At 63.8% G+C, this 4,117-nt stretch carries 4 protein-coding genes; 3 read left to right on the top strand and 1 reads right to left on the bottom strand.

Annotated elements, in window-relative coordinates; all coding sequences use genetic code 11:
• The 3 genes from ACKODO_RS13070 to ACKODO_RS13060 form a co-directional block, all read left to right on the top strand.
• Positions 1-955: amino acid--tRNA ligase-related protein (locus ACKODO_RS13070; RefSeq protein WP_408983873.1), on the top strand; the 955-nt coding region annotated here is incomplete at its 5' end.
• Between the two features lie 9 nt (positions 956-964).
• Complete coding sequence (locus ACKODO_RS13065) at positions 965-2,719, top strand: ABC transporter ATP-binding protein (RefSeq protein ID WP_408983872.1); 1,755 nt, start codon at positions 965-967, stop codon at positions 2,717-2,719.
• Positions 2,716-3,651 (top strand): glycosyltransferase family 2 protein, encoded by a 936-nt coding sequence (locus ACKODO_RS13060; protein ID WP_408983871.1) that lies wholly within the window; start codon positions 2,716-2,718, stop codon positions 3,649-3,651. Before ACKODO_RS13065 ends, ACKODO_RS13060 begins: the two co-directional genes overlap by 4 nt.
• Here the strand turns inward: ACKODO_RS13060 and ACKODO_RS13055 are convergent.
• Positions 3,633-3,782 carry a hypothetical protein gene (locus ACKODO_RS13055; protein ID WP_408983870.1) on the bottom strand — a complete coding sequence of 50 codons (150 nt, stop codon included), beginning with the start codon at positions 3,780-3,782 and terminating at the stop codon, positions 3,633-3,635. The genes ACKODO_RS13060 and ACKODO_RS13055 overlap by 19 nt on opposite strands.
• Between the last annotated feature and the right edge of the window lie 335 nt (positions 3,783-4,117).

The raw sequence follows: 4,117 nt of genomic DNA, 5'->3' as shown, positions 1-4,117 counted from the left end.
CCGGGGCTCGGGCTTCAAGATTTTCGCGCGCATGCTCGAAGACCCCAAGAACCGCGTCTGGGCCATTCCGTCAAAGACCGGCGGCTCCCGCGCTTTCTGCGATCGCATGAATTCCTGGGCGCAGGGTGAAGGCCAGCCGGGCCTCGGCTATATTTTCTTCGTCGAGGAGTACATCACGGATGTCTCCTCGGAAATAGCCGGCCTGGTTGAAAAGCTAGACAAAGAGGGTGCACCCGAAACAGCATCCCAAGTGGCTACAGCAAAAGTTATTTTGGCTCGCGGGCCAGTTGCTAATGCTCTTGGGCAGATTGCTACCAAAAATCTACGCGAGCAGCTCGGGCTTGGTGCCGGCGACGCAGTTTTCTTCGTGGCGGGCGACCCCGAGAAGTTCGTGAAATTCGCCGGCAACGCCCGCAACAAGGTGGGCGAGGATCTTGGCCTGACGGACAAGGCCCGCTTTGAATTCGCGTGGATCACCGATTTCCCGTTCTATGAGTGGAACGAGGAAGAAAAGAAAATCGACTTCTCCCACAACCCGTTCTCCATGCCGCAGGGCGGGCTGGAGGCGCTGACGACGCAGGACCCGCTCTCCATCAAGGCCTTCCAGTATGACATCGCCTGCAACGGCTTCGAACTCGCCTCAGGCGGTATCCGCAACCACAGGCCCGAGGCGATGGTGAAGGCTTTCGAACTCGCTGGGTACGGCGAGGAGACGGTGGTCGAGCGCTTCGGCGGCATGTATCGCGCCTTCCAGTATGGCGCGCCGCCGCATGGCGGCATGGCCGCGGGCGTGGATCGCATCATCATGCTGTTGTGCGACGCGCAAAACCTGCGTGAAGTCGCGCTCTTCCCGATGAACCAGTCGGCGCTCGATCTCCTGATGGGCGCGCCCGCGGCACCTTCCGCCAAGCAGCTGCGCGAACTGCACCTGCGGCTGAACCTTCCGGAGAAATAAAACCCGTCCATGGACGCTGAGGAGAAACGCCGGCGCCGAGACGATCTCCGGCGGCTCATCACCGAAACGGGCAGCCGTTTCGTGGGCCTCTATGCGCTCGCGTTTCTGATGCTCGGCGTGGTCTCCGCGACCACCGCCGCGACCGCCTGGCTGATGAAGGATGTCATCAACGAGGTCTTCATCGCCAAGAGCCAGCAGGCCCTGTTCTTCGTCGCCGGCGCGGTGCTGGTGATTTACGTCGCGCGCGGTGCCGCCTCCTACGGGCAGGGCGTCATTCTCGCGCGGATCGGCAATGCGATTGTCGCGGATGGCCAGAAGCGGCTCGTCGCCTCGCTGCTTGCGCAGGAGGTGAGGGGAATCCAGAGCCGAACCTCCTCGGAGGTCATTCAGAAGCAGGTCTTTTCCGCCGATGCCGCGCGGCAGATCCTGCAATTGCTGGTGACGGTGGTCGGCCGCGACATTCTCACGCTTGTCGGGCTGGTTTTCGTGATGATCGTGCAGGACCCGCTGGTTTCCGGCGCGGTTCTGCTCGCCCTGCCCATCGCGGCAGTGCTCATCGCCGGCCTCGGCATCCGCATCAACAAGGTGCAGAAGCGGCAGGTGATCATCGGCGTGACCCTCGCCGACCAGCTCCGCCAGATCATCCAGGGCTTTCGTGTGGTGAAGGCCTTCGGGGTGGAGGAGCGGCTCGGCGTGCGCCTCACGGGCGTGATCGAGGAGCAGCGGGGGAACGCGGATCGCGCCGCAGTGCTGATGGCGCGCACGCAGCCCATCGTCGAGACGCTCGCCGGGATCGCCGTGGCGCTCGTGATCCTCTATGGCGGCTGGCGCGTCATCGCCCATGGTGCGACGCCCGGCGCGTTCTTCTCGTTCATCACGGCCCTGCTGCTCGCCTATGACCCCGCGCGACGCCTCGCCAGCGCGCGTCTGCTGCTCGAACAGCATCGCGTGGGGCTGCGCCTCTTCTTCGAGATGATCGACGAGAAGCCGGAGGCACCGAAAGGGATGCTCGCGCCCTACAAGCCCGGCGCGGGAGAAATCCGCTTCCAGGATGTCTCCTTCCACTATGCCGAGGGATCGCCCGTCCTCAGGCATGTCTCGATGGTTTTCGAGGCGGGCAAGACCGCCGCGCTCGTCGGCGGCTCGGGTTCGGGCAAATCCACCGCTCTCAGCCTCATCCTGCGCTTCTGGGACCCGGTGACGGGACGCATCCTTGTCGATGGGCAGGAGACGGTGACGCTCGATCCCGCATCCCTGCGCGACGCGATCGCCTATGTCGGGCAGGACAGCTTCCTGTTCGATGGCTCTGTGCGGGAGAATATCGCCATGGGCTTGCCCGAGGCATCGGAAGCACAGATCATCGCCGCGGCGGAAGCAGCGCAGGCCGATTCCTTCATCCGCGCCTTGCCGCAGGGCTATGAGACACCTGTCGGGGAATTGGCGGGGCGTCTCTCCGGCGGGCAGAAGCAGCGCATCGCCATTGCCCGCGCCTTCCTGCGCAACGCGCCGATCCTGCTTTTGGACGAGCCCACCGCCGCGCTCGACGCGCAGAGCGAGGAAGCGCTTCGCTCGACCCTGTTCGATCTCGCGAGCGGTCGCACGACAATCCTCGTCGCGCATCGGCTGGCGAGCGTCGTCGGGGCCGATCGCATCATCGTGCTGGAGCAGGGCGAGGTCATCGAGGCCGGCGACCACGCGACCTTGCTCGCGAAAGAGGGGGCTTATGCCGGCCTCTTCCGCCTGCAGATGGGGGGCGGGCGATGAGCCGGATTTCCATCGGCATGCCCTGCTATGGCCGCCCCGCCGAACTGCGCAATGCGCTGGAGCATCTCGCGGCGCAGACCTGCCGGGATTTCCGCATCATCCTGCACGAGAATCCCTCGGATTCCTTGATGATTGGGGAGCTGGTGGCCGAGTTCTCCGCCCGTGGCCTCGCCATTGATTACCTGCGCCATCCCGAGCAGATCGGCATTGTCGGCAACTTCATGTCCGTGCTTCATGCGGCGCGCACGGAATACTTCATGTGGGCGGCGGATGATGACCTGCGTCATCCCGACGCGCTCGCGGTTTTCCTAGCGATGCTTGAGGGCGATCCCAGCCTATCGCTTGCGGCCTCGTCGGTCGAGGTGATCAATCTGGCCGGCGCGACGATCGACTGGCAGCTCGGATTTTCCCGGTTCACGACCGGCGCCTCGACCCGGGAAACGACCCTGCAGTTTATCGCCGAGCCGGAACTCGGGGGCAAGGCCAACATGATCTATGGTCTGTTTCGTCGCGCCCATCTCCTGGAGGCGCTTGACGTCCTGGGGGGAACGTTTCCCGATTGCTTGGGGCAGGATCTGGTCGTGCTTGCGGCTTTCCTCTCGCGGTTCCGTATCGCGGCGACAGACCGCGTGCTGTTAAGGAAGAGAACGGGTTCTTACCGGACAAGACCGCTGGCGAAACGATATCCGACAGATTTTGGCTTCACCTGGAGCCATTACCGCAGTTACCTCGGCGGCATCGAGACCGCGTTGCGGGACACAGGTATCCTGCAGGATGCTAGGGCGATCCTGCGCGCACGGATGATCCATCTTCTTGGGTTCGGCGCCCTGAGGCGCGCGATCCTGCGGGCGCTCAAGGCCGAGACGGCGGTGGCCGTACCTCCACCGGAGCATCTCGCCTTCGCGTGGCGCGATCAGCGCGTAAAGAGATAGCTCGTCTTCGCCTCGAACCAGGCGAGGCCGAAGCGGTTGAGCGTCTCGATCACCGGCGCACGCGAAAGGCTCGCATGGTGCACGCGACGCACCCTGAAGCCACGGAACACATCGAAAACACGCTTGGTCATCGGGAAGGTCTTGTGGAAGCGCGGATGTTTCCTGTTCCGGAAACCCGCCTGAATCAGCTCTTCTGCACGCGCAAACCGATCCCCGCCGGCTGGGGACGGATGAAATAGGCTTCGAGATTGCCGGTGCGTGCAGGGTCCGGCTGCATGTCGAGAACCATCGCGCGCAACTCAGCATCCGGAATCTGGTGCTGGTATGTAAGCATCCGGCGAAGGCCGCGGTCACTTTGTCTTCGGTTTCCGGGCCTTGGACCATGTTCTGGCGAGATCGTCGAGGGCGAGGTGCAGATCCGCGATTTTGATCTTGGCGGGATCAAAGGCTGAGCCGCGCCACTCGA

Origin of the sequence: Rhabdaerophilum sp. (genome assembly GCF_046092605.1) — a bacterium.
Taxonomy (GTDB): domain Bacteria; phylum Pseudomonadota; class Alphaproteobacteria; order Rhizobiales; family Beijerinckiaceae; genus Rhabdaerophilum.
Note: the sequence above shows the minus strand (reverse complement) of the source record. Positions and strands in the feature narration are given on the sequence as shown.